18 protein-coding genes are annotated in these 18,238 nt (G+C 63.3%); 10 read left to right on the top strand and 8 right to left on the bottom strand.

Translation table 11 applies throughout. The features are described 5' to 3' along the window. Window positions 1-7: 7 nt before the first annotated feature. The 6 genes from gyrB to dnaA form a co-directional block, all read right to left on the bottom strand. Complete coding sequence (gene gyrB / locus KQI12_RS07190; protein WP_216572151.1) at window positions 8-1,951, bottom strand: DNA topoisomerase (ATP-hydrolyzing) subunit B; 1,944 nt, start codon at window positions 1,949-1,951, stop codon at window positions 8-10. Window positions 1,952-2,025: 74 nt separating this feature from the next. Continuing rightward, complete coding sequence (gene remB, locus KQI12_RS07185) at window positions 2,026-2,292, bottom strand: extracellular matrix regulator RemB (protein ID WP_216572149.1); 267 nt, start codon at window positions 2,290-2,292, stop codon at window positions 2,026-2,028. 27 nt (window positions 2,293-2,319) lie between these two features. Then, a complete protein-coding gene (recF, locus tag KQI12_RS07180; RefSeq protein ID WP_216572146.1) occupies window positions 2,320-3,429 on the bottom strand; it encodes a DNA replication/repair protein RecF in 1,110 nt (369 codons plus the stop codon). Beyond that, window positions 3,426-3,638, bottom strand: coding sequence for an RNA-binding S4 domain-containing protein (locus KQI12_RS07175; RefSeq protein ID WP_216572140.1), 213 nt, complete (start codon window positions 3,636-3,638; stop codon window positions 3,426-3,428). The genes recF and KQI12_RS07175 overlap by 4 nt, the downstream gene beginning before the upstream one ends. A gap of 44 nt (window positions 3,639-3,682) precedes the next feature. Continuing rightward, window positions 3,683-4,795, bottom strand: a complete 1,113-nt coding sequence (gene dnaN, locus KQI12_RS07170) for a DNA polymerase III subunit beta (protein ID WP_216572138.1) — start codon at window positions 4,793-4,795, stop codon at window positions 3,683-3,685. A gap of 309 nt (window positions 4,796-5,104) precedes the next feature. Beyond that, window positions 5,105-6,433 (bottom strand): chromosomal replication initiator protein DnaA, encoded by a 1,329-nt coding sequence (gene dnaA, locus KQI12_RS07165; RefSeq protein ID WP_216572136.1) that lies wholly within the window; start codon window positions 6,431-6,433, stop codon window positions 5,105-5,107. Between the two features lie 401 nt (window positions 6,434-6,834). Between dnaA and rpmH the strand changes: the two genes are divergently transcribed. From rpmH to KQI12_RS07130, 7 genes are all read left to right on the top strand, one after another. After that, window positions 6,835-6,969 carry a 50S ribosomal protein L34 gene (rpmH, locus tag KQI12_RS07160; protein ID WP_087261554.1) on the top strand — a complete coding sequence of 45 codons (135 nt, stop codon included), beginning with the start codon at window positions 6,835-6,837 and terminating at the stop codon, window positions 6,967-6,969. A gap of 159 nt (window positions 6,970-7,128) precedes the next feature. After that, window positions 7,129-7,479, top strand: a complete 351-nt coding sequence (rnpA, locus tag KQI12_RS07155; RefSeq protein WP_216572128.1) for a ribonuclease P protein component — start codon at window positions 7,129-7,131, stop codon at window positions 7,477-7,479. Beyond that, on the top strand, window positions 7,476-7,694 hold the full coding sequence (yidD, locus tag KQI12_RS07150; RefSeq protein WP_216572126.1) for a membrane protein insertion efficiency factor YidD: 219 nt from the start codon (window positions 7,476-7,478) through the stop codon (window positions 7,692-7,694). The genes rnpA and yidD overlap by 4 nt, the downstream gene beginning before the upstream one ends. Before the next feature lie 55 nt (window positions 7,695-7,749). Beyond that, window positions 7,750-9,096, top strand: coding sequence for a YidC/Oxa1 family membrane protein insertase (locus KQI12_RS07145; protein WP_216572124.1), 1,347 nt, complete (start codon window positions 7,750-7,752; stop codon window positions 9,094-9,096). Window positions 9,097-9,105: 9 nt separating this feature from the next. Next, window positions 9,106-9,891 (top strand): RNA-binding cell elongation regulator Jag/EloR, encoded by a 786-nt coding sequence (jag, locus tag KQI12_RS07140; protein ID WP_216572122.1) that lies wholly within the window; start codon window positions 9,106-9,108, stop codon window positions 9,889-9,891. A 760-nt stretch (window positions 9,892-10,651) separates the two neighbouring features. Next, window positions 10,652-12,577: a molecular chaperone HtpG gene (gene htpG / locus KQI12_RS07135; RefSeq protein WP_216572120.1), complete on the top strand. Its 1,926-nt coding sequence runs from the start codon at window positions 10,652-10,654 to the stop codon at window positions 12,575-12,577. A gap of 170 nt (window positions 12,578-12,747) precedes the next feature. After that, a complete protein-coding gene (locus KQI12_RS07130; RefSeq protein WP_216572118.1) occupies window positions 12,748-12,963 on the top strand; it encodes a hypothetical protein in 216 nt (71 codons plus the stop codon). Between the two features lie 76 nt (window positions 12,964-13,039). Here KQI12_RS07130 and KQI12_RS07125 read toward each other — a convergent pair whose 3' ends face one another. Then, window positions 13,040-13,687 (bottom strand): TrkA family potassium uptake protein, encoded by a 648-nt coding sequence (locus KQI12_RS07125; RefSeq protein WP_216572116.1) that lies wholly within the window; start codon window positions 13,685-13,687, stop codon window positions 13,040-13,042. A gap of 13 nt (window positions 13,688-13,700) precedes the next feature. After that, the gene (locus tag KQI12_RS07120) at window positions 13,701-15,035 is read right to left on the bottom strand and encodes a TrkH family potassium uptake protein (protein WP_216572365.1); all 1,335 of its coding nucleotides are present in this window, start codon (window positions 15,033-15,035) and stop codon (window positions 13,701-13,703) included. 317 nt (window positions 15,036-15,352) lie between these two features. Here KQI12_RS07120 and KQI12_RS07115 point away from each other — a divergent pair, with 317 nt between their 5' ends. From KQI12_RS07115 to KQI12_RS07105, 3 genes are read left to right on the top strand one after another with little or no spacing between them, the layout of a single operon-like run. After that, window positions 15,353-16,456, top strand: coding sequence for a metallophosphoesterase (locus KQI12_RS07115; protein ID WP_216572114.1), 1,104 nt, complete (start codon window positions 15,353-15,355; stop codon window positions 16,454-16,456). Window positions 16,457-16,504: 48 nt separating this feature from the next. Then, window positions 16,505-17,536 (top strand): YeiH family protein, encoded by a 1,032-nt coding sequence (locus KQI12_RS07110; RefSeq protein WP_216572112.1) that lies wholly within the window; start codon window positions 16,505-16,507, stop codon window positions 17,534-17,536. A 17-nt stretch (window positions 17,537-17,553) separates the two neighbouring features. Then, window positions 17,554-18,183: an HAD family hydrolase gene (locus tag KQI12_RS07105; protein WP_216572110.1), complete on the top strand. Its 630-nt coding sequence runs from the start codon at window positions 17,554-17,556 to the stop codon at window positions 18,181-18,183. Window positions 18,184-18,238 lie beyond the last annotated feature (55 nt).

Here is an 18,238-nt window from a genome sequence, read left to right as displayed (position 1 = left end):
CTTCTCCTTAGTAGTCCAGATTGACCGCGTACTTGGCGTTGCGCTCGATGAATTCCTTCCGGGGCTCCACCTTCTCGCCCATGAGGACGGTGAACGTGGCGTCGGCGGCCACGGCGTCGTCCAGGGTGATGCGGCGCAGGGTCCGCTTCTCCGGATCCATGGTGGTCTCCCACAGCTCGTGGGGATCCATCTCGCCCAGGCCCTTGAAGCGGCTGATGTCCACCTTGGCGTTGGGGTTGTCCCCCCTCAGCTCGGCGCTGAGCCGGTCCCGCTCCTCCTCGGAGAAGGCCAGGCGGGTGGTCTTGCCCCGGGTCAACTTGAACAGGGGCGGCACGGCGGAGTACACATAGCCGTGCTCGATCAGGGGCCGCATGAACCGGAAGAAGAAGGTCAGCAGCAGGGTGCGGATATGGGCGCCGTCCACATCGGCATCGGCCATGATGATGATCTTGTGATAGCGGAGCTTGCTGATGTCGAACTCCTCGCCGATGCCGGCGCCTAGGGCGGTGATCACAGGCTGGAGCTTGTCGTTGCCGTAGACCTTGTCGGCCCGGGCCTTCTCCACGTTGAGCATCTTGCCCCACAGGGGGAGGATCGCCTGGAACTGGGAATCCCGGCCCTGGGTGGCGGAGCCGCCGGCGGAGTCGCCCTCGACGATGTAGATCTCAGTGACTTCAGGCTCGCTGATATTGCAGTCCCGGAGCTTATCGGGCATGGCCGCACCGCCCAGAGCGGTCTTGCGGCGGATGGACTCCCGGGCCTTCCGCGCGGCCTCCCGGGCCCGGTTGGCGGTGAGGGCCTTTTCCAGGATGGCCCGGCCCACGGCGGGGTTCTCCTCCAGGTACTCATCCAGCTTCTCAGAGACGATGGCGTTGACCAAGGTACGGATCTCGCTGTTGCCCAGCTTGGCCTTGGTCTGGCCCTCGAACTGGGCGTTGGTCAGCTTCACGGAGATGACGCAGGTGAGGCCCTCCCGGCAGTCCTCGCCGGAGACCTTATCCTCGTTCTTCAGCACGCCGATCTTGCGGCCGTAGCTGTTGAGCACGTTGGTCAGGGCCCGGCGGAAGCCCTCCTCGTGCATGCCGCCCTCAGGGGTGTGGACGTTGTTGGCGAAGGAGATGATGTTCTCGTTGTAGTCATCGTTGTACTGGAAGGCCACCTCGGCCACGGAGTCGTCCCGCTGGCCGGCGATGTAGATCACGTCGCTGTGGAGCGGGGTCTTGTTCTGATCGATGAACGTGACGAACTCCCGGATGCCGCCGGCGTAGTGCATCTCGTCGGACTGTTCCTTCCCGGGACGCTGGTCCTCGGTGCGGATCCGGACGCCTGCGTTCAGGAAGGCCTCCTCCCGCATCCGGGTGTGGAGGATCTTGTAGTCGTACACGGTGTCCTCGAACATCTCGGGGTCGGGCTTGAACACCACCTCGGTGCCGTGGCGGTCGGTGGCGCCCACCACGGTCATCTCCTGGGTCACATGGCCCCGGGAGAACTTCATCTCATAGATCTTGCCGTCCTTGTGGACCCGGACCTCCAGCCACTCGCTCAGGGCGTTGACCACGCTGGCGCCCACGCCGTGGAGGCCGCCGGAGACCTTGTAGCCGCCGCCGCCGAACTTGCCGCCGGCGTGCAGGATGGTGAACACCACCTCCAGGGCGGGCTTGCCGGTCTGGGGCTGGATGTCCACAGGGATGCCGCGGCCGTTGTCGGTGACCCGGATCATGTCCCCGTCCAGGATGGTGACGGAGATGTCGTCACAGTAGCCGGCCAGCGCCTCGTCGATGGCGTTGTCCACGATCTCATAGACCAGATGGTGCAGACCGGAGGAGGAGGTGGAGCCGATGTACATGCCCGGCCGCTTGCGCACCGCCTCCAGCCCCTCCAGGACCTGGATCTCGGAGCCGGTATACTCGTGCTCCACCTGGGTCTGGTTCAATTCCAGTTCTTCAGACATAAGTTGACCTCCGTCGATGAAATGGGGGCGCGTCCGCGCCGCCCGTCAAATAGCGTTTTCCGAAATGCGGGCCCCTATCCGGGCCGGCTGAACTGCTCCACCCGCCGCAGGAGGGTGCCTGAGGAGAGCTGGGAGATATAGATCTGCCAGCTCCCGTCCCTCCGGCCGCAGAGGACGAAGGACCGGGGCAGGTCGTCGGACACATTGACCACTCTCCCCTCCCGCTCGGCCCGGGCCAGGAACTTCCGGGTCCGGTGGGAAGCGGTGGCGTTGTCCATGTCGCAGATCGCCAGCACGTCCCGGAACGGGACCACCACCGATCGTCCCAGATGCAGATACACGGATCTCCCTCCTCCTTCGTCCCATGGTCAGGGGCCGGCCGTCAGTGCGCCGGCCCGGATGTGGAAGGTGCGGCCCTCCAGCTCCTCCAGCCCCTCCTCCTCACAGCAGGTGATGAACACCTGCCCGCCGCCGATCCGGCGGAGGACGAAGTCCCGCCGCCGCTGGTCCAGCTCGGAGAGCACATCGTCCAGCAGGAGCACCGGCCACTCCCCGGTGTCCTCCCGGTGGATCTCCCGCTCGGAGAGTTTCAGGGAGAGCACCGCGGTCCGGGTCTGGCCCTGAGAGGCGAACTGCCGGGCCGGACGGCCGTCGATGGCCACCAGCAGATCGTCCTTGTGGGGACCGGAGAGACAGACGCGGCTGTCCAGCTCCGCCCGGCGGTGGCTCTCCTGATGGGCCAGGAGCCTGGGATAGATATCTCTGGTGGGCAGGAGCGGGTCCCCCACCGTCTTGACGGTCTGGTAGGACAGAGAGAGCTGCTCCCGCCCGCCGGCGAACTCGGCGTGGATGGCCGCCGCCCGCTCGGACAGCCGGCGGATGAAATGGGCCCGGTAGTGGACCACCACCGCGCCGCACCGGGCCATCCGGTCGTTGAACTCGGGCAGCAGGTCCAGCAGGGAGGGCTTGTCCTCCCAGTCCCGCAGGATGCGGGTCTTGTGCTCCTGGAGCCGGTGGTATTCCGCCAGAGCGGCGGCGTACCGGGGCCGGAGCTGGCAGATGGCCTGGTCCAGGAAGCGGCGGCGCTCGGCGCTGCCGGCCTGGATGATGCTCAGGTCCCCGGGACAGAAGAGCACCGTGTGGATCAGCTCGGACAACTCCGCCGCCGTCCTGAGGGGCACTCCGTTGACGGACAGCTTCCGCCGCCGCCCCCGGAAGAGCTGGGCCTCCACGGCGAAGGTCCGCCCCCGCCCCTCCAGCTCCGCCCGGAGGAGGGCCTGATCCCGGTCGAAGGCGATGAGCTCCCGGTCCCCTCTGGCCCGGTGGGACCGGGCCCCGGAGAGATATCCCACCGCCTCCAGCAGATTGGTCTTGCCCTGGGCGTTCTCGCCGCAGATCACATTGACGCCGGGGGCGAACTCCGCCGCCGCCGCCGCGTAATTGCGGAAGCCCTCCAGCTCCAGCCGGCGGACGATCATCGCACGCTCAGGCGGGTCTCTCCCAGCTCCACCGTGTCGCCGGGCCGCAGCTTCCTGCCCCGCATGGTGCAGACCTCGCCGTTGACCTTCACCAGGCTGTCCTGGATCAGGTTCTTGGCCTCGCCGCCGGTGGACACGGCCCCGGTGAATTTCAGGAAGGCCTCCAGCTTGATGAACTCTGTGGTGATGGCTATTTCTTTCGTTTGCATATCTTATCCTTTCCTCCTGCACGGGCGTGGATACATATCCAGTCTCATTCGCCGGCCTTCAGGCGCACCGGCAGGACCATATACAGGAAGTTCTCTTCCCCTTCCACGGGCAGGATCACACAGGGGGACACACTGGTGGTCAGCTCCAGCCGGACCCGGTCCGCCGGGGCCGCCCGGAGGGCGTCCATCAGATACTTGTTGTTGAAGCCGATCTCCAGGCCGGTGCCGTCTCCCTGGATGGGGCACTGGTCGGCGGCGTCGCCGATGGCGGTCTTGGTGGTGATCCGCAGCAGATCCTGATCGAACACACAGCGGAGGGGGCTTTTCAGCTTATCGCTGATGATCAGGGACACCCGGTCGATGGAGGCCAGCAGGGTCTTGGTGTCGCCCTCCACATGGATGGTGTTGTTGCGGGGGATCGCCTGGCGGTAGGCCAGGAACTCGCCCTCCAGCCGGCGGGCCACCAGCATGGTGTCCCCCACTTTGAACATCACATGGCGGGAGCCCTGAGTGACGGAAGCCGGCTCGTCCACATCGGAGCAGATCTTTTCCACCTCGGACAGGGCTGCTCCGGGCACGACGAAGGAAAATCCGTCCGTTCCTTCCTTATTTTGGATCGACTCGTGCCGCAGGGCCAGCCGGTAGCCGTCTACAGAGACGATGGTCAGGCCGTTCTGGTCCACTTCGAAGAGGGATCCGGTGTGGATGGGCCGGCTTTCGTTGTCGCTGACGGCGAAGAGGGTCTGCCCGATCATGGCCTTGAGCTTGGACCGTTCGATAGTGAAGGAATTCTGGTATTCCACGTTGGGCAGTTCGGGGAATTCCTCTGGGTCGGTGCCGAGGATGTTGAATTCGCTCATGCCGCACTTGATGTTGACCATGTAGTTTTCGGCGGTGAAGGTGATGATGTCGTCAGGGAGCTTACGAATGATCTCTCCAAAAAGACGTGCCCCCAAGACCAGGGTGCCTTTGGATTGGATCTCGGCGGGAACGATGGTACGGATGCCGGTCTCCAGATTATAGCCGGTGAGCCGCAGGTCCTCTCCTGCTTCCAGCAGGATGCCTTCCAGGGCTGGGATGGAGCTCTTTGGAGACACGGCGCGCGATGTGGTGTTGATCGCCGTTTGGAGCAGAGCTTTTTCGCAGGAAAACTTCATATCAGGTGGTACCTCCGTTTGTGGCTCCAGACTTCCGGTCCAGGAAGAGAGGAGAGGGATAAAATAGTAGTAGTAGTAGTAGGGGAAAATATTGTGGAAAAGTGGACGTTTTGCCTGCGCCGCTAAGTGTTCGGCGTCCACAGGCCTTGTGGATATCTGCCGCGGTTTTCCACGGGGCGAACGGCTTTCCACATTCCATCCACCGGCCGTTCTCCACATTTCCCCGGATCTGTGTGGAAATGTGGGATCGTGTGGGATGGAGCCCGTCCGGTCTTTCCACCGGTGTGTCCCCTTTGGTGGAACGTCCGGTCAGTTGTCGTACCGGGCATTGATGTTGGAGTTTAGATCTTTGATGACCTCTTTGATCTCGGGCCTGGTCTTCATGAGCTTCTCCACCCGCTCGATGGAGTGCATGACGGTGGTGTGGTCCCGGCCCTCGAACTCCTTGCCGATCTCCTTCAGAGAGAGGTTGGTCATCTGCCGGATCTGATACATGGCGATCTGCCGGGCCAGAGCGGTGTCCTTGGTGCGGCCCTGGCCCCGGATGGCGTCGGCGTCGATGTCGTAGAATTTGCTGACCTCCTCGATGATGATGTCCGGAGAGGGCAGGAACTCGGCCCGCTCCTTGAACATATCGCGGACGGCCCGTATCACCATGTCCACGTCCACGCTCTCTCCCATCAGCTCCTGGAAGGCCAGGATCTTGTTGACCGTGCCTTCGATCTGGCGGACGTTGGAGGTGATGTTCTCGGCGATGTACTGGAGTACTGGCTCGGGCAGGTTCATGCCGCGGCGGATGGCCTTGTTCTTGATGATGGCCACCCGGGTCTCATAGTCCGGGGGCTGGATGTCCACGGGCAGGCCCCACTCGAACCGGGTGCGCAGCCGGTCGTCCAGCCGGAGCATCTCCTTGGGGGGGCGGTCGGCGGTGAACACGATCTGCCGCCCGGCCTCATAGAGCGAGTTGAAGGTGTGGAACATCTCCTCCTGAGAGCTCTCTTTGCCGGCGATGAACTGGACGTCGTCCATGAGGAACACGTCCACATAGCGGTATTTCTCCCGGAACTCTTCGTTGCGGCCCTGCTGGATCGCCTGGATCAGCTCGTTGCAGAAGGTCTCGCTCTTCAAATAGAGGACCCGGTAATCCGGGTGGTTCCGGTGGATCCGGTGGGCGATGGCGCACATGAGGTGGGTCTTGCCCAAGCCGGACTCGCCGTAGATGAACAGCGGGTTGTAGCTCTTGGCCGGGTTCTCGGCCACGGCCAGGGCGGCGGCGTGGGCGAACTTGTTGGACGCGCCCACCACGAACCGTTCGAAGGTGTACTCCTCCGTGCCGGGGAGGAAGCTGCTGTCGTCTGCGGGGCGGTCAGGCTTGACGAAGGTGTTCTTGTCCTCTTCCCCGATCACGATCACCTCGAAGTCACTGGAGAAGAGCTCGTGGAGCGCCTTTTGGATGGCGGGGGTGTATCGGTCGGCGATCATGTCCCGCTTGAAGGATACTGGGGCGCAGATGACGAACTGGTTGGCGTCGATGGATACGGCCTGCACATCGTCGAACCAGGTGTGGATGGTGGTGGGCGTCATCTCCGCCTCCATGAGCTTGAGGACCATGGTCCAGACGTCGGCTGGAGAGTTCATAGGATCACTCCTTTGAAAAAAGGAAGCCCGTCCCCGCCGGCGGCAGACAGGACCTTCCCCATTATGATCGTTACAGGACATTATACCAAAGAAAGGGGCCTAAGGCAATGAGTTATCCACATTTTGAGGTGGAAAACCGCGTAAAATTGTGGATAACCGGGCACTTGCCACAAGATGAGGTAGACAGCCCGCCGAATAGAGACGATCCGCCTGTGGAAAGTTCTGAAGAGCGGGGAAAATGGTGTTGACATGGCATTTCTCCATACGCTATAATACAGGATACACCATGCCATCATGGCCGGTGTAAAGCATTTTTCCTTTTGACGACCGCGGCCGGTCCTCCGGCCGTTGTGGCGGGCAGGTGTAAGACCTGCCAGAATAAATTAGGAGGTGTACCGGAAATGGTTCGTACCTATCAGCCCAAGAAGCGTCAGCGCTCCAAGGTCCATGGCTTCCGCAAGCGCATGGCCACCGCCAATGGCCGCAAGGTGCTGGCTCGCCGCCGTGCCAAGGGCCGCGCCCGCCTGTCTCACTGATCCGTTTCAGGAGGACAGCCCGCGTCCGGGAACAACGGTATAGAGTGGAGACAAGGGGCGGGGGAGCGTCATCCCACCGCCCCTGATCAGTATCCGGGGCATTTCGGTACGGTCCCGTACCGATGAGGGCAGCGTATTTTTCCGAGGGGGGAGAACATCGTGGAGACCACCGTCTCGCTGAAGCAGAACCATCAGTTCCGCCGGCTGTACAGTAAGGGCAAGTCGGCGGTGTCCCCCTGTCTGGCGGTGTACTGCCGGAAGAACCGACTGGATCATGACCGCCTGGGCCTGACTGTGGGCACCAAGGTGGGCAAGGCGTGGCTCCGCAACCGGACCCGCCGCCGTATCCGCGAGGCGTTCCGCCTCCACGAGGCGGAGATCCGCCGGGGCTATGACATCGTGATCGTGGCCCGGGTGAAGGCCGGCTTCTCCCGGTATCCGGTGCTGGAGCGAGAGCTCCTGAAGGACCTGGACCGCCTGGGCCTGCTGATCCGGGAGAAGGACGGATGAAGTCTTTCCTCCTGACGGCCATCCGGTTTTACCGGCGGGCCATCTCGCCCCTGCATCCCCCCTGCTGCCGCTTCATCCCTACCTGCTCGGCCTACGCGCTGGAGGCGGTGGAGAAGTACGGCGCCTGCAAGGGGGGCTTTTTGGCCCTGCGCCGTCTGCTGCGATGCCACCCCTTCCATCGGCAGGAGAGCGTCCAGTACGACCCGGTGCCCTGACCGACCGTATGTCCCCGGCTTCCCGATCTGTACAAAGACTATGGAGGCCTGACACATGAAGATCCTTCTCACGCCCTTCGTATGGGTGCTCAATTCCTTCTATGAGCTGACCGGGAGCTACGGTCTGGCTCTGATCCTCTTCGCCCTGGTGGTGAAGGTGATCCTGTTCCCCTTCCAGCTCAAGGGCAAGAAGAGCATGATCCAGATGAACATGCTCTCCGCCCAGACCCAAAAGCTCCAGAAGCAGTACGGCAAAGATCAGGCCCGCTACAACGCGGAGCTCCAGAAGCTCTACGAGCGGGAGAACGTGAACCCCATGGGCGGCTGCCTTTGGTCCTTCCTGCCCATCTTCATCCTGCTGCCCCTGTACTCCATCATCCGCCAGCCCCTGTTCTACATGATGAACGTGGACGAGAGCGCCCTGGGCGCCATCGCCCAGGTCCTGGACTGGGGCAACGTGGCCTTCCAGAACGGCTGGATCCGCACCGCCGGCGCGGAGTTCGTCAACAACAGCTATAACCAGCTCTATCTGGCCAGCCTCATCACCCCCGACAACGTCAGCGCGGTCCAGGCCGCGGCCGGCGCCGGGGCCAGTGTGTTCTCCATCAACTTCGACTTCCTGGGCATCTTCAACCTGGCGCTGGTGCCCCAGCTCAAGTTCTGGACTATCACCGGCGGCTTCGCTCTGTTCCTGCTGCCTGTGATCTCCGCGGCCTCCGGCTTCGTGTTCTCTCTGATCTCTCAGAAGACCAACGCCATCAACAAGCAGGCCGCCCAGGACAACCCCAGCATGAAGGGCATGCTCTTCACCATGCCCCTGATCTCCCTGTGGATCGGCTTCAGCATGCCCGCCGCCCTGTGTCTCTACTGGATCATCCAGAACCTGCTGTCCATGGTGCAGGAGTTCATCTGCGGCAAGCTGCTGAAGAAGGACTATGAGGAGGCCGCCGCCAAGGCCGCCGAGCGGGAGCGTCTGGAGAAGGAAGAGGAAAAGGAGCGCAAGCGCCAGGCCGCCGAGGAGCGGGCCCGCCGCATCGAGGAGGCCAAGCAGGCTAAGGGCAAGAAGCGCAAGGAGCTCCTGAACGCCATGGAGAAGAAGGACAAGGACAGCGGCGTCATCGCCGTCAGCGGCATCGGCCTGCGGTCCTATGCCCGTGGCCGCGCCTACGATCCCACCCGCTTCCGCGCGGAGGGGCCCACTCCCTACTTCGACCCTGCCACCGGTAAGCTGGAAGAGGCCCCTGTGGTGGAAAAGCCGAAGGCGGAGGCTCCCGTAGAGGAAGCGCCCGAGGCCAGGACGGAGGAGGTCTCCACCTCTCCCGCCGCTGATGTGGAAAACGATGCGGCTCCCGCGGACGATGCCGTGGAGCAGACCGCGGATGAGAACGCAGACAAGGAGTGAGTACAGACCATGCAGAAGTGGATCGAAAGCACTGGTAAGACCGAAGAAGCGGCCATCGAGGCCGCGCTGGTCCAGCTTGGTCTGGACCGGGACGATGTTTCCGTGGAGATCCTGGAGCGGGCCAAGTCCGGCTTCCTGGGCATCGGAAGCTGCCCTGCCAAGGTGAAGGTGAGCTACGAGGCCCCCGATGAGGAGCCCGCCCCCGCTCCGGTGGAGGAGGCTCCCGCCGCTGTCTCTGCGGAGGAGCCCTCCGCTTCCGCCCCCGAGGCCCCTGCGGCGGAAGCCGCGGAGGTCCCTGCCGCCGTGGCCGCCGATCTGAGCGGCGACCAGATGGCCCAGAAGATCGACCGGTTCCTGCGGGGCCTGCTGGCCCACATGGGGGCTCAGGCCGAGCCTGTGATCCGGGTGAACGAGCAGGGCTGTTATGAAGTGGAGCTGGTGGGCCAGGAGCTGGGCGCTCTGATCGGCCGCCGGGGCGAGACCCTGGACGCCATCCAGCAGCTCTGCGTCTATGCGGTGAACAAGGGCCTCACCCACCGGGTGCGCGTCCATCTGGACGCGGAGCACTACCGGGCCAAGCGGGAGGAGTCTCTGGTCCGTCTGGCCAACAAGGTGGCGGGCAAGGTGGTCCGCTACCGCCGGAACGTGACGCTGGAGCCCATGAATGCCTATGAGCGCCATGTGATCCATACCGCTCTCCAGGACCGGGCCGACGTGACGACGTACTCTGTGGGCACCGAGCCCAACCGCCGGACGGTGGTGGCTTACAGCCGGGGCGAGCACCGGCAGGGCTAAAACGATATCTCATGCGCGCCGGGCGCCTCATCGGAATGGGTGGGGCGTCCGGTTTTTTCTGCCGGACGGACGCCCTGCGCGGGCAGCGCCCTATTTCTTTTTCTGAGCGTCAGAAAAAGAAACAGGGGAAAGAAAAAGGACCGCCAGAGGGGGACAGTCGATCCCCCTCTGGACTCCCCCCAATGCGTCCCCGGCTGGCGTTCGAAGGCAGAAGCGCCCGCGCGAGCCTGGCAGCACACACACGTTCGCTTGGCGCTCCCGACGGACGTTTTTCGGCTCAAAAGACAAGATGGCCTGCCACTTCGAAGGGCAGGATCGGACGGGAGCGTTTTGTGCGTTCAGACCATCATAGGGGCGGCGTCCTCGCCGCCCCATCATAGACTTTCGGTCGTGCGCTCCGCGCGATCAGAGGACATCCGAGACGAGGACAGGGCCTTTATGATTATATCGGGAGAGAACGAGCGCATAGGGGGTGTCCAGAGGGGAGGTCCGCCCCCTCTGGCGTTCTTTTTCTTTTCCACCTTTCTTTTTTCTCACGGGAGAAAAAGAAAGAGGGCTCCCGCTGAGTAAGCGGCCCGTCCGGCGAGGACACAACACTCCCGCCCCGTGGGCGGCCCGAACGAGGAGAATTTGTAAACATTCTTTGAACCCTCTTGAAAATTTCCATACTAAGGTCTATCATAAGATCAGCACTCAAAAAAGATGAGTGCTGATCTTTCGTCCATCCATCACAGATATCATATACGGAGGCGCACAAACCATGGAAAAGAAAGCCTTTCAGGCAGAATCTCAGCGTCTGCTGGACCTGATGATCAATTCGATCTATACCCACAAGGAGATCTTCCTGCGGGAGCTGGTCTCCAACGCCAGCGACGCCATCGATAAGCTGGCCTATAAGGCCCTCACCGATGACAAGGTGGGTCTGGACCGGTCCGACTTCAAGATCGTCCTCACCCCTGACCAGATCGCCCGTACTCTGACCATCTCCGACAACGGCATCGGCATGACCAAGGAGGAGATGGAATCCAACCTGGGCACCATCGCCAAGAGCGGCTCCCTCCAGTTCAAGCAGGACATGGCCGCCCGGGACGCCGGCGAGGGCAAGGGCGACGTAGACATCATCGGCCAGTTCGGCGTGGGCTTCTACTCCGCCTTCATGGTGGCCGACCACGTGACCGTGATCTCCAAGGCCTACGGCGGCGACCAGGCCTGGAAGTGGGAGTCCGACGGCAAGGACGGCTACACCATGGAGCCCTGCGAAAAGTCCGGCGTGGGCTCCGACGTGATCTTGCACATCAAGGCCGACACCGACGAGGAGCATTACAGCGACTATCTGGAGCAGTACAAGCTCTCCGACCTGGTGAAGAAGTACTCCGACTACATCCACTACCCCATCACCATGCTCATGCACAAGTCCCGCCAGAAGCCCAAGCCCGCCGATGCCGGCGACGACTACAAGCCCGAGTGGGAGGACTATGACCAGTGGGAGACCCTGAACTCCATGGTGCCCCTGTGGCAGCGGCCCAAGAGCGAGGTCAAGGATGAGGAGTACGCTCAGTTCTACAAGGAGAAGTACGGCGACTGGGAAGACCCCCTGACCACCATCCATATCTCCGCCGAGGGCGCGGCGGAGTACAAGGCCATGCTGTACATCCCCAGCCATGCGCCTTTCGACTTCTACTCCCGGGACTATCAGAAGGGCCTCCAGCTCTATTCCTCCGGCGTGCTGATCATGGACCAGTGCGCGGACCTGCTGCCGGAGCACTTCCGCTTCGTCAAGGGCGTGGTGGACTCCCCCGACCTCTCCCTGAACATCTCCCGTGAGATGCTCCAGCACACCCGCCAGCTCAAGGTGATCGCCAACAACCTGGAGAAGAAGATCAAGGCCGAGCTGATGAAGCTCCAGAAGGACAGCCGGGACAAGTACGAGATGTTCTGGAAGGCCTTCGGGATGCAGATCAAGTACGGCATCCTGGCCGACTACGGCGCCCATAAGGATCTGCTGAAGGATCTGCTCCTCTTCTGGTCCTCCAAGGAGGAGAAGCTGGTCACGCTGGCCGAGTACAAGGAGCGGATGCCCGAGGATCAGAAGTACATCTACTTCGCCGCCGGCGAGAGCGTGGAGAAGATCGCCCAGCTGCCCCAGACCGAGCGGATCCGGGACAAGGGCTATGAGATCCTCTATCTGACCGACGATCCCGATGAGTTCGTCATGGACCTGCTGGGTGAGCTGGACGGCAAGGCGTTCAAGTCCGTCAGCGACAGTGACGCCCTCCCCGAGAGCGACGAGGAGAAGGCCAAGGCCGAGGAGAAAGCTCAGGAGAACAAGGACGTGCTGGACTTCGTGAAGGAGGCCCTGGGCGACAAGGTCAAGGAGGCCCGGATCTCCAAGATCCTGAAGAGCGGCGCCGTGTGCATGACTGCCGACGGCCCCGTGACCCTGGAGATGGAGAAGTACTTCAACAAGGTGGACCCGGAGCGGGCCAAGAGCATGAAGGCCCAGCGGGTGCTGGAGCTCAACCCGGACGCCCCCGCCTTCGCCGCCCTCCGCGCCGCCATGGGCAGCGATCCGGAGAAGGCCAGGACCTATGCCGAACTGCTGTACGATCAGGCGCTGCTGATCGCCGGTCTGCCCATCGAGGACGCCGCCCACTACACGGAGCTGGTCTGTTCCCTGATGAAGTGATCCGGCCGGATCCACCCGGCAGATCGCCGAAGATCTCCCTGCTCGACCGGCAGAAAACCGGCTCACAGACGTGCCATTTTTCGTTCCCATCCGCTATACCATGTAGTATAATATAGGAGAGCGCGCAAAGCCCTGATATTTGGATGTGGAAAATGTAGGGGGAATAACTGATGGTAGTAAGAAAGACGTTCGCCTCCCGTGAGGCGGTCCATAAGCTCCGCGAGCTGGCGCTTTCCGTTCCTGAGCCTGTGACCATCCGTTCGATGGATGGCGAGGTCTCCTTGAACGCGAAGTCACCTATGGGGATCTTCGCGCTGGACTTTTCCGAGCCGGTGGAGATCGAGTGTGATTCCGAGTGGTTCCATCAGCAGCTTGCCGCGATCTGAGCAGAAAGAAAGAGGGCCCCGCGCCGGCTGGCGCGGGGCCCTTTTTTGTATTTTGGAGGCCGATGGAGACGGCCGCTCACAGGTGGAAGCACTTCCGCAGGGCCTCGTACTCGCCCAGCGCCAGCAGGGTGGCGCCGCTGTCCAGCACGGTGTCCGAGGAGATGGCCATGTCGGTCCGCGCCCCCCGCTTCACGCCGAGGATATTGATGCCGTACCGTTTACGGATGTCCAGAGTGCCGATGCTCTTCTCCCGCCAGTCCCTCGGCACGTCCACCTCCACGATGGCGTGCTGCTCGTCCAGCTCGATGTAGCTGGAGATATGGTCGGCGGTGTAGCGGATGGCCGCCCATTTCGCCAGCTGTTTCTCGGGATAGGCCACCGCATCCGCGCCGTTGCGCAGGAGGAATTTGGCCTGTACGTCCCGTTCGGCCCGGGCCACCACATACCGGGCCCCCAGCTCCTTGAGGAGCGAGGTGGTCTCCAGAGAGTTCTGGAAGCTCCCGCTGATGGTGACGTAGCAGATGTCGTAGTTGTTCACGCCCAGCGACCGAAGGAAGTCCTCCCGGGTGCTGTCGCCGATCTGGGCGTTGGTGACGAAGGCCATACACTCGTTGATCCGCTCCTCGTTCTGGTCCACAGCCATGATCTGGTGCCCCAGCTGGTCCAGCTGGATGGCGAGGTGCCGCCCGAAGCGGCCGAGACCGATCAGCAAAACGTTCTTCATGGGATAGCTCCTTTCAGCCGACGGTGATCTTTTCTTTCGGCGCCCGGGCGCAGGGGCGGTCGTGTCCGGAGAAGGCGGCGTAGATCAGAGTCAGTCCGCCCACGCGGCCGAAAAACATCAGGAGGATCAGGATGCCCCGGGACAGCGCCCCTAGCTGGGGCGTCAGGCCAAGGCTCAGGCCTACGGTCCCGGCGGCGGAGACCGTCTCGAACAGGCAGACGGAGAGCGGGAGCCCCTCCGCCATGCTGAGGACCGCCGCCCCTGTGAAGGGCAGGAGCAGATACAGCAGGAGGATCGCGCCGGCGTTCCTGCCCGCCGTGTTCTCCAGCCGGCGGTCGAAAAGCTGGAGGTCCTCCCGCCGGCAGAAGGCGGCGCGGGCGTTGGCCATCAGCACGGCCACGGTGGTGACCTTCATGCCGCCCGCCGTGGAGCCGGGCGCACCGCCGATCAGCATCAGCAGGATCACGACTGCCCGGGAGACGTCGCTCATGGCGTTCAGGTCCATGGTGTTATAGCCCGCGGTCCGGGGCGTGACTGCCTGGAAGAGAGCGGCCAGCACCCGCTCGCCCAAAGGCAGGGCGGCATAGTCGGTCAGGAAGAACAGCGCGGCGGGGCACAGGATCAGGACCGCCGTGACGGCAAGGATGACCTTGCTCTGCATCCGGTAGCGCCGCAGACGGAGCCGGTGGGTGCGGACGTCGTCCCAAGTCAGGAACCCGATGCCGCCGACGACGATCAGGAGAGTGATGACTAGGACCACCAGAGGGTCGGCGGCATAGTCCATCAGGGACGGGTAGAGATGCCCCGGCCGCCCGAGGATGTCGAACCCGGCGTTGCAGAAGGCGGAGACGGAGTGGAACACGGCCATCCAGATCCCGCGGGGGCCGTAGTCCCGGCAGAACGGCAGGATCAGGAGCGCCGCGCCGATGCCCTCGATGAGGAGCGTGCCCCGCAGGATGGAGCGGGTCAGACGCACGATGCCGCCCACCGCCGGCGCGGAGATGGCGTCCTGTAGGGCACTGCGCTCCTTCAGCGTGATGTTCCGGCCGGAGAGCATCAGGAAAGTGATGGCAGCGGTGATCACGCCGAGGCCGCCCACCTGGATCAGCAGGAGGATGACGGCCTGTCCGAAAGCGGACCAGCAGCTCCCGGTGTCCCGCACCACCAGACCCGTCACGCAGACCGCGGAGGTGGCGGTGAACAGGGCGTCCGGGAAGGGCGTCCACTGCCCGCCGGCTGCGGCGATGGGGAGCGTCAGCATCAGCGCACCCAGCAGGATGACCCCGGCGAACCCCAGGATCATGATCTGGAACGATGTCAGATGACGCCTCAGACGGACCATGCTCATGACCATGGCGGATCCCTCCTTGGAACGGTCAGATACTGGATCCTATCATATCACATAATGGCGCTGTTGACAAAGTCCAATCTTCTAAAAATCGCCTGATCATTTGCAGGAAACTGTGTGAATAACCATTGAGTTTTCTTCAAACTTTTTAGAACGCTGTTTTTTCAAAACGAGACTTTGTCAACGGCTCCATAATGGGCCGGATGTCAGTATCGGGATGAAAAGACCGGGAAAGGCCCTGTCCCCCGCCGTTGCGGACCTCCCCCGGGTGTGATAGAATGGGTACCACGACACCACCACGAGAGCGAGGACATGAGATGGAGCGGGCAAAAGTAGTACCGATCGAACTCCCGGCAGGCCGCCGGGTGCTGGTGATCAGCGATATCCACGGCAATCTGACCTTCCTGAAGGCCCTGCTGGCCCAGGTGGGCTTCTGCAAGTCGGACATCCTGATCCTGCTGGGAGACGTGCTGGAGAAGGGGGTGGACAGTCTGGCCACCCTGCGCTATGTGATGGCGCTGGCCCGGGACTATGAGGTCCATATGCTCTGCGGCAACTGCGACAACCTGGCCTATAATTTTGTGGACGAGATCCCGGATATCCCGCCCTCCTTCTATGAGAGCTACGTGTTCGGCTGGGGGGAGAAATGCGTCCTCTTCCAGATGGCGTCAGAGGCCGGGGTGCCGCTCCGGTCCCCGGCGGACTTCCCCGCCCTCCGGGCGGCGGTCCGGGAGTGCTTCCAGCCGGAGTTGGACTTCCTCCGGGCCCTGCCTACGATCCTGCTCAGCGACAAGTTCCTCTTCGTCCACGGCGGCGTGTACCGGGAGGACCGGCTGGACCAGCTCACAGCCTGGCGGTGCATGAAGAACGACGATTTTCTGGATCAGGGCTTTTCGTTCCGGCACTGGGTGGTGGTGGGCCACTGGCCTGTGACGCTGTATGACCCAGCCATCCCCTCCGCCGCTCCGATCGTCCTGCGGGACCGGCACATCATCAGCATCGACGGCGGCTGTCAGCTCAAATGGGACGGTCAGCTCAACGTCCTCATCCTCCCGGACGGCCAGTCGGAGGACTTCTCCTGGCAGAGCTATGACGGCCTCCCCGTGGGGACGGCTCTGGACCGTCAGGCGGCCTCCATCGACTCCATCAACATCCGCTGGAGCGAGAACCCAGTGGAGATCCTGGAGCGGGGCCCGGAATTCAGCCGGTGCCGCCACATCGCCAGCGGCCGGGAGCTGGATATCCTGACGGCCTATCTGTATGAGAAGGGCGGCGTCACCCGGTGCGAGGACTCCACCGACTACCGGCTCCCGGTAGAGCCGGGGGACCGGCTGTCCATCGTCCGGGAGACCTCCCGCGGGTATCTGGCCAAGAAGGACGGCGTCACCGGCTGGTACGCCGGACGCGTCCGGAAGGACTGAACCAGGCCGGCTATCCTGGAAAAAGAAGAGAGAAAGAGGCATCATCACATGGAAACGATCCGTAAGAAAGCACCCGGCGTCCTGATCTGTCTGATCATGGCGCTCCTCTGCACCCAACTGGGCAAATGGCTCCCCGTGGTGGGAGGTCCGGTGTTCGCCATCCTGCTGGGCATGGCCGCCGGCCTGTTCTGGAAGGACAAGGGCGCCTGTAAAGAGGGCATCGCCTTCACCTCCAAGAAGATCCTGCAATACGCGGTGATCCTGCTGGGCTTCGGCCTGGACCTGTTCCAGGTGGCCCGGGTGGGACTCACCTCCCTACCGATCATCTGCTCCACGATCGCCACGTCGCTGATCGTGTCCTTCCTGCTGTGCCGGGCCCTGCGGATGCCGGCCAATATCTCCACGCTGGTGGGCGTGGGCTCCTCCATCTGCGGCGGCTCCGCCATCGCCGCCACCGCTCCGGTGATCGGGGCCGACGATGACGAGATCGCCCAGGCCATCTCGGTCATCTTCCTGTTCAACGTGGCCGCCGCCCTGTTCTTCCCCGCTCTGGGCGGCGCGATCGGGCTGAACGATCCGGGCTTCGCCCTCTTCGCCGGCACCGCCATCAACGATACCTCCTCCGTCACCGCCGCCGCCTCCACCTGGGACACGCTCCATCAGACCGGCGGAGCGGTGCTGGCGCAGGCCACCATCGTGAAGCTCACCCGCACCCTGGCCATCATCCCCATCACGCTGGCGCTGGCCTTCTGGCGCACCGCCCGGGCGAAGCGGGAGGGTAGCGTCACCGCCGGGCGTTTCTCCCTGAAAAAGGTGTTCCCCTTCTTCATCCTGTTCTTCGTGCTGGCCTCTCTGATCACCACGGCCGCCACGGCGGCGGGGGTCGACGCGGGGATCTTCCACCCGTTGAAGTCCCTGTCCAAGTTCTTCATCGTCATGGCCATGGCGGCGGTGGGTCTGAACACGGATCTGGTCAAGCTGATCCGCACCGGCGGGAAGCCCATCCTGATGGGCTTCTGCTGCTGGGTGTCGATCGCCTGCGTGAGCCTGCTCATGCAGCACCTGCTGGGCCTGCTGTGAGGGAAAGGAGCGATATCATGAGGACAGACGGCATCCTGTTCGATCTGGACGGCACCCTCTGGGATGCGGTAGAGGGCATCTGCCGGGGCTGGAACGACGGCTTCGTGGAGTGCGGGCTGGAGCCCCGTTTGACGGTCCCTCAGCTCCGCGCCTGCATGGGCCTGCTGATGGAGGACATCGCCGCCCGGATCCTGCCGGAGATCGGGGATCCGGCGGCCCGCATGGCGGTCATGGAGGTCTGCTACCGCCATCAGCTGGCATACCTGGCGGAGCACGGCGGCACGCTCTATCCCGGCGTGGAGGAGACGCTGGCGGCTCTGGCGGAGCGCTTCCCCCTGTGCATCGTCAGCAACTGCCAGGACGGATATATCCAGTGCTTCCTGAAGGTCCACGGGCTGGAGCGGTACTTCACCGACTTCGAGTGCCCCGGCCGCACGGGGCAGGCCAAGGCGGGCAACATCCGGCTGGTGACAGAGCGGAACGGCCTCCGCGCCCCGGTCTACGTGGGCGACACCCAGGGAGACTGCGATGCGGCCCACGCCGCCGGGGTCCCCTTCCTCCACGCCGCCTACGGCTTCGGCACGGCGGAGCCTGTGGAGGGCCGGATCGGCGCCATCGGGGCGCTGAAGGACCTGCTGGAGCGGTGAAAGAGGGCCCGTTTCGTCCTGCGGTGCCCTCTTGTGGACCGTTCTGGGCTGTGGT

The sequence above is a fragment of the Pseudoflavonifractor sp. MSJ-37 genome, assembly GCF_018917965.1.
Taxonomy (GTDB): domain Bacteria; phylum Bacillota; class Clostridia; order Oscillospirales; family Oscillospiraceae; genus Pseudoflavonifractor_A.
Note: the sequence above shows the minus strand (reverse complement) of the source record. Positions and strands in the feature narration are given on the sequence as shown.

Coding starts and splice junctions, on each gene's coding strand:
- gyrB (WP_216572151.1), bottom strand. CDS start 1,951: ATGTCTGAAGAACTGGAATTGAACCAGACCCAGGTGGAGCACGAGTAT.
- recF (WP_216572146.1), bottom strand. CDS start 3,429: ATGATCGTCCGCCGGCTGGAGCTGGAGGGCTTCCGCAATTACGCGGCG.
- KQI12_RS07175 (WP_216572140.1), bottom strand. CDS start 3,638: ATGCAAACGAAAGAAATAGCCATCACCACAGAGTTCATCAAGCTGGAG.
- dnaN (WP_216572138.1), bottom strand. CDS start 4,795: ATGAAGTTTTCCTGCGAAAAAGCTCTGCTCCAAACGGCGATCAACACC.
- dnaA (WP_216572136.1), bottom strand. CDS start 6,433: ATGAACTCTCCAGCCGACGTCTGGACCATGGTCCTCAAGCTCATGGAG.
- rpmH (WP_087261554.1), top strand. CDS start 6,835: ATGGTTCGTACCTATCAGCCCAAGAAGCGTCAGCGCTCCAAGGTCCAT.
- yidD (WP_216572126.1), top strand. CDS start 7,476: ATGAAGTCTTTCCTCCTGACGGCCATCCGGTTTTACCGGCGGGCCATC.
- KQI12_RS07145 (WP_216572124.1), top strand. CDS start 7,750: ATGAAGATCCTTCTCACGCCCTTCGTATGGGTGCTCAATTCCTTCTAT.
- jag (WP_216572122.1), top strand. CDS start 9,106: ATGCAGAAGTGGATCGAAAGCACTGGTAAGACCGAAGAAGCGGCCATC.
- htpG (WP_216572120.1), top strand. CDS start 10,652: ATGGAAAAGAAAGCCTTTCAGGCAGAATCTCAGCGTCTGCTGGACCTG.
- KQI12_RS07130 (WP_216572118.1), top strand. CDS start 12,748: ATGGTAGTAAGAAAGACGTTCGCCTCCCGTGAGGCGGTCCATAAGCTC.
- KQI12_RS07125 (WP_216572116.1), bottom strand. CDS start 13,687: ATGAAGAACGTTTTGCTGATCGGTCTCGGCCGCTTCGGGCGGCACCTC.
- KQI12_RS07120 (WP_216572365.1), bottom strand. CDS start 15,035: ATGAGCATGGTCCGTCTGAGGCGTCATCTGACATCGTTCCAGATCATG.
- KQI12_RS07115 (WP_216572114.1), top strand. CDS start 15,353: ATGGAGCGGGCAAAAGTAGTACCGATCGAACTCCCGGCAGGCCGCCGG.
- KQI12_RS07110 (WP_216572112.1), top strand. CDS start 16,505: ATGGAAACGATCCGTAAGAAAGCACCCGGCGTCCTGATCTGTCTGATC.
- KQI12_RS07105 (WP_216572110.1), top strand. CDS start 17,554: ATGAGGACAGACGGCATCCTGTTCGATCTGGACGGCACCCTCTGGGAT.